Raw genomic sequence first — 5,923 nt, 5'->3', positions numbered from 1 at the left:
TCTTGGTTGCTCTTATTTGTTGATGTAGACCCATCCACAGTGCGTCTCTCCCTCTCCGTACTCCATGGTGTAGAAATACGTTCCCACAGGAAGGTCCTCGCCGTCGTTGGTCTGTCCGTACCAATCGTTGGTATAGTTGTTCTTCGAATATACCAAGGTACCGTAGCGGTTATAGATCTCGATCTTGTGGACCTGGAAGTTGCTAAGCTCGAAGCTGTCGTTCAAACCATCGCCGTTTGGAGAGATTCCTTGAGGGATTTCACATACTATTTGCCCCATGGCCCGCTCTATTATAGAGCTACAACCAGTTTCATTAAAAATCACTTCTATTTCGTAAGTTCCTTCAACATAAACTGGTAAAGTCAACCCGTTTTCGCCATCAATCAGTCCCCCATCTTGGTACCAATTGATGGACACCTCGTCTTCGGAATAATTTTCCGGAGTAGCCTCGATTGTTACAGGTGAGTCTGAACCAATACAAACTACATAATCAAAATCTTCAGTGAAGGTAGTTAGAGGAGACGTTCCAATAGTCAACATAAAGCTGTTGGTTACATAACAATCTGGCAGCCCAACAGTTTCTACACGCACCCAAACCGTTTCGTTACCGGAACTTGTGTAAGGGTTCGCAAGTGGATTGGCTGCATCCATGGCATCCTGCTCAGAGGCATAGTACGTCACGTTGTAAGAAGCAGCATCTTGACCGTCCAAAATATAAGTACTGTGCGCATCTAGATCGTATTCTGCAACACCATCTCCGTCATTGTCGCACTCCAATAGGTCTACACTGGTAGCTGTATGAGTTGGAGCTGTCAAGATTAATTCAAATGTATCATAAGACACACATCCTGTTTCCAAACTAACCACTCTTACCCAAACAGTTTGCGGAGAGGAGATACTGGTATAAGGAGATGACAATGGGTTTACATCATCCATAGCCTCTTGCTCTGTTAAGTGATACGATATCGTGTAAAGGGACGCATCCAATTCCCCTAACACAGGTATATCGTTTTCTATAAGGTCAAATACCCCAATTTGGGTTTCCGAACACACTTCAAGATCCATAGGCTCTGAAATAGCCGGGCTAGGTATAAACTCCACAAAAATGGTATCATCTTCAGTACATGTTGGCGAGAAGATTACTTGAGCACTATACTGGCCACCTTCGGTAATTTCCAAAGTAGATCCCGTTTCGCCCTCAACAACAAATCCATCCTTATACCATACGTGATCTACCGAATCAGCCCCCGTACTTAAAATGATAGACTCTCCTTGACAAACCGCATTACCATTGGCCTGAGTAATGTCGATTCCTAAATCGAAAGTACCCAAATCAAAACTACCTGCCCTAAGGAACACTGCAGAATCCAAGGCAGAATCCCCTTCATCGGCCATCACCAATTTGATATGATAAGTTTCCCCAACATTTACTTCTGAAAATGCCGTAAACTCAACAGTTCTACCATCATAGATCATAGGAGGTAAGTCATCTGGCGTGTAACCGCCAAAATACTGTTCGTTCATAGGACCACAGGCCGTATTTTGAGGGTGAATATTGGTCACCAAGATTGGTGTGGTGGTTCCCGGCAATACCGCCAAGTTGGTGGTCTCTCCAGCTTCATTGGTCAATAGGAAGGCAAAGGCATCCGAGTAGTTACATTCAAAAGAAGCCCCATTGTACTCTTCCGAAGCCATAATAAAGTCGAAACTGATCTCATCGGCAAATGGCACGAAATCGAACTCAATGATAGACGCATTATAGGTATTACCATTTACAAACTCCTCTAAATCCGCATCTCCAGGCCAATCCCAACTTCCTGAAGAGGCTGTTGTAGACACATTAGGCCCATCCGCCAAAGAGGCATTTCCTGAGGCTAACATGATTCCATCATCAAATGGGAATCCTGGACTTTCTGTGTAGAAATATGCTATTCCGTTTACAGAATCATAATCCGTTCCTGTAGAGTAACTAATATTCGAAATTTGTGCACATTCATTGGAAATTAATACGTCGGTCACCAATTGCTCTACGGTATACGTTACCTGATCGGTAATAATATTCCCCGGTAATGGTTTGATACAAATTTCAAAATTGGTTGTGGTCGCTATATCATTGAAGGAATATACTCTAACATAATAAGTATTCCCAACTGTCAAACCTTCTACTGCATTAACATTAGCATCTGAACAGAATAACTCTGTAAGGGTACCATCACAAGTCCCTTCATAAACACTATAATCAAGGTTTAAGTTTCCGTTAGCAATGTTGTTCAAGGATACTACTTGAGCCTCAGCATTAGCTACAAACGTAAACCATACATCATCATTAGGCTGTCCGCTACAAGCTGGCACGGCTATTGCTGATGGCGAAGCACCTGCTATGGTACCAGACGCAAACAAAGTACATTCATCCAACTCATTCACTTCAACAGCAATGGCGTTACATGGGTTATCATTTTCAGGAGGACAAGCCAACATGTTGAATATTGGGCTGTAAATATCGCAAGTAGCATCATCTGTGTTAATTACTGCTATTTCTACATCGGTATTAAACGGGAAAGGTCCAATTTGATAGGTTCCTAGCGCCCCAGCAATTACTGTATTACTATCGTAATCACTTGAGATGGTCAAAGATTCTGCAGACCCCATATTGGTAACCTCTACTTCTACCAAAAATTGTTCTCCATTTTCACAGTCATTTACCACTTCATAGGATGCTTCCGGATTGATACAGGAAGCACAAGCCACTGTAATATCCAATAATTCAAAGTCCGTCCAAACACTTTGACAACTTGCAAATCCATTAGACTCGACCCAGAATGAAATGGTATCCCCAGAAGATTGATAGCTTATACCTGTAAGATCTCCATCATCATCGAATCCTATGAATTCATTTGGCGTTAATTCCGTTCCATCGGTATCATAGACGTGGAAATAATCACCTACAACATACAATTCTCCCGAATTAACTTCGAAGTTTAAGGCCATACCATCATTACTTGTAAAGGTAAACACATTAGTATCATCGTCCCCATAACAGTAGGCAAGGTTAATTGGTTCTTGAGCTGAACAATCTAAATAGTTGTCTAAACAGAATGGCTGCGTTACTGGCTCTCCTGACAAAGTACATAAGGCATCTCCATCATTGACTATGGTAAAAGATACTTCAGTTTCATTAGTATAAGGACCAAAAGTATAGATTCCTGTTGCAGTTGCTGTTTGTGCAGCACTTCCTTGATCATCCGTAATAGTATAAGACGTTGCCGATCCCATATCAGAAAGGCCTACCTCGATGTTAAACTGCGGTCCATTAATACAATCTGAAACTATATCATAAGACCATGTTGGTAAATCACAAGTAGCACAGGTAACCGTATAATCGAGTTCTGTTTGACTGCCCGAAGCACAACTTGTACCTCCATTACTTTCTATCCAAAATGAGATTGTGTCTCCTGAAGACTGCCAAATCAACCCACTTAAATCCCCTCCATTACCATAGTAATCACTTGAAGTAAGTTCAGTTCCATCTGTATCATAGATATGTAAAGCGTCCCAATTATTTTCAACAGTTCCTGAGTTAATGTTAAAGAATAATGAGGACCCATCGTTACTGGTAAAAGTAAATACATTTTGATCGTTGTTCTCATAACAATAAGTCCCATTTAAAGGCCCTTCAGAACAATTGACATAGTTATCGAAACAAAACTCTTGAGTCACTGTATCCCCTGTAAGGATACAATTGACATCGTTATCATTTTCAATAGTCAAAGCTACATCTGTCATATTTTCGAAAGGTCCAACGGTATAAATTCCAATAGCCGTCACCGTTTCAGCATAAAGACCTTGATCATCTGAAATGGTATATGACGTTCCTGTTCCCATATCAGACAAATCTACTTCAATGTTAAATTGAGGTCCGTTGATACAGTCTGAAACCGCTTCATAAGTCCACTGTGGATTTGTACAAGTAGCGCATGCAACAGTTATTTCAATTGGCTCGTAAGTAGATGAAGATTGGCAACTTCCATAACCGTTAGAACTAACCATAAATGAAATAGTATCTCCAGATGATTCGAACTGACCGGATAAGGTTCCTGTTGTATTAGGAGCTGTCAACTCCGTAGTACCATCTGTATCATATACTATAAAATAATCCAAATTATTTTGAACAGAACCAGCGTTCACTGTCAAAGCTAATGGAGATCCATCTGTACTTGTATAAGTAAAAACAATATCATTATTGTTTCCATAGCAAAAGGTTGTACTTATAGGCCCCACAGTACAGTCAACAATGTTTTCTGTACAATAAGGCTGCGTCAACCCTGCACTTTCTAAGGTACAATTGACATCATCTACATTTGCCGAAGTAATAACAACATTGGTAGTATTATCATAAGGTCCAAAAGTGTAGATTCCCAAATCGTTCACCGTTTGTGCTGCACTCCCTTGATTATCGGTAAGTGTCAAAGCAGTCGCAGACCCCATACTGGTCACATCGGCTTCGATATAGAATTGTGGCCCGTTTGCACAATCACTTACCACTTCAAAAGCTACTTGTTGATCAATACAAGTATTCTCTGTTATATTTAAAGTATAACCAACACTTTGTGGGTTAGCCCAAGTAGAGATCACAATGTAATAGGTATCACCACCTGGAACTACGATATTATCAATTACTAAATCTCCCGTCGTATTAAAATTGGAATCACCACCAATACAAGCCGTACCAATATCGGCACAATCTGTATAAAGGAACATCCCCGCGTAACCATTTGTTAAGCCCGTTAATTGGATATCTATAGAAGTATCTTCAACCGGGGAAAAAGCATACACAACATCATCACCACTCAAAAAAGCAGCAGTGGCACCGCAGTCCGAACCTGGAGCTCCCGAATAATCATCCAAATAATTGGACGTATTATCTACAGTATTGTATGGTAAGTTGGAAACAACTATTGGGGTACTACAATTTTCTCCAAAGTTACTCACATGATAAGTCAAAGGGCCTATCCAAAAGCTATTGCCATCGTCTCCACAAACAGCTCTAACATAAAAGTCATAATCTGCTCCCATGGTTAAATCTGTAATTTGGTATGTACTAGCATCTACAGAGGTACCCGAATCGGTATCGGTTGGGGCAGCTCCCCCAACTTCCTGATTGATTACTTCCCAAGCAGTTGCCGTTCCACCGTTCCAAGAAAAATCTGCAGTTTCCAAATCAATTTCTACAGTAACATTAGTTGGATTAGGGCATAGCTCACTAATTCCTCCCAATATGATATTTGGAATAAAATTATTAATATTATTTGCTGCAGGAGGCGATACAGGATCTGGATCTTCGATACTCGTATACCTCGCGATAGTACGATTGGTTGCCACCTCTGTGTTGTAAAAATCATCATTCCATTCATCATAATTTGTTTGATTTTCCTCAACGGCAATAATCAAATTTTCCGTCCCCGTATAATCAAAAGGCGTATCCAAAGTAATTTGAACCCAACCAGCTGTTCCAGCTGTTACGGTAATCCCGCCTGAATAGACTTCGGTAAAAGAACCAATCGGTACCCAGTCCGTAGTGGAATCAAAAGATGCCTTTGGAGATTCAGCCATATAAATGACCAATTCCTGGCTATTAGACAAACCTGTACTCCCACTATAATACCATTGTATATCGGTAATAGCTCCAGAGGCATTAATCTCTGAAGCTAGGTATACCGTTTGTGTATAAGAATACCCAAAATAAGGATCGAAAGGTGCATTTTCAGTTTCTATATTCCCAGTCCCTATTGTCACTTGGGCATTTAGGGTACTAAAAACCGACAATAGAACAAGAAATACTAGTAGCTTTTTCATTGAATTTAAGTTAGTTTATAAAGTTGTTTACTTTTTTGTTAGTTTGCTGTTTTAGGTCCACCGCTCACGA

At 40.6% G+C, this 5,923-nt stretch carries 1 protein-coding gene; it reads right to left on the bottom strand.

Going from position 1 to position 5,923, the window contains the following annotated elements:
- Nucleotides 1–12: 12 nt before the first annotated feature.
- The gene (locus tag AC6I5C_RS17635) at nt 13–5,853 is read right to left on the bottom strand and encodes a choice-of-anchor L domain-containing protein (protein WP_497906320.1); all 5,841 of its coding nucleotides are present in this window, start codon (nt 5,851–5,853) and stop codon (nt 13–15) included.
- Between the last annotated feature and the right edge of the window lie 70 nt (nt 5,854–5,923).

Source organism: Mangrovimonas sp. sgz306409 (assembly GCF_059735265.1).
This window is presented reverse-complemented; position numbering and strand designations above follow the sequence as displayed.

Excerpts from the sequence above, each read along its gene's own strand:
- AC6I5C_RS17635 (WP_497906320.1), bottom strand. The coding sequence starts at position 5,853 with ATGAAAAAGCTACTAGTATTTCTTGTTCTATTGTCGGTTTTTAGTACC.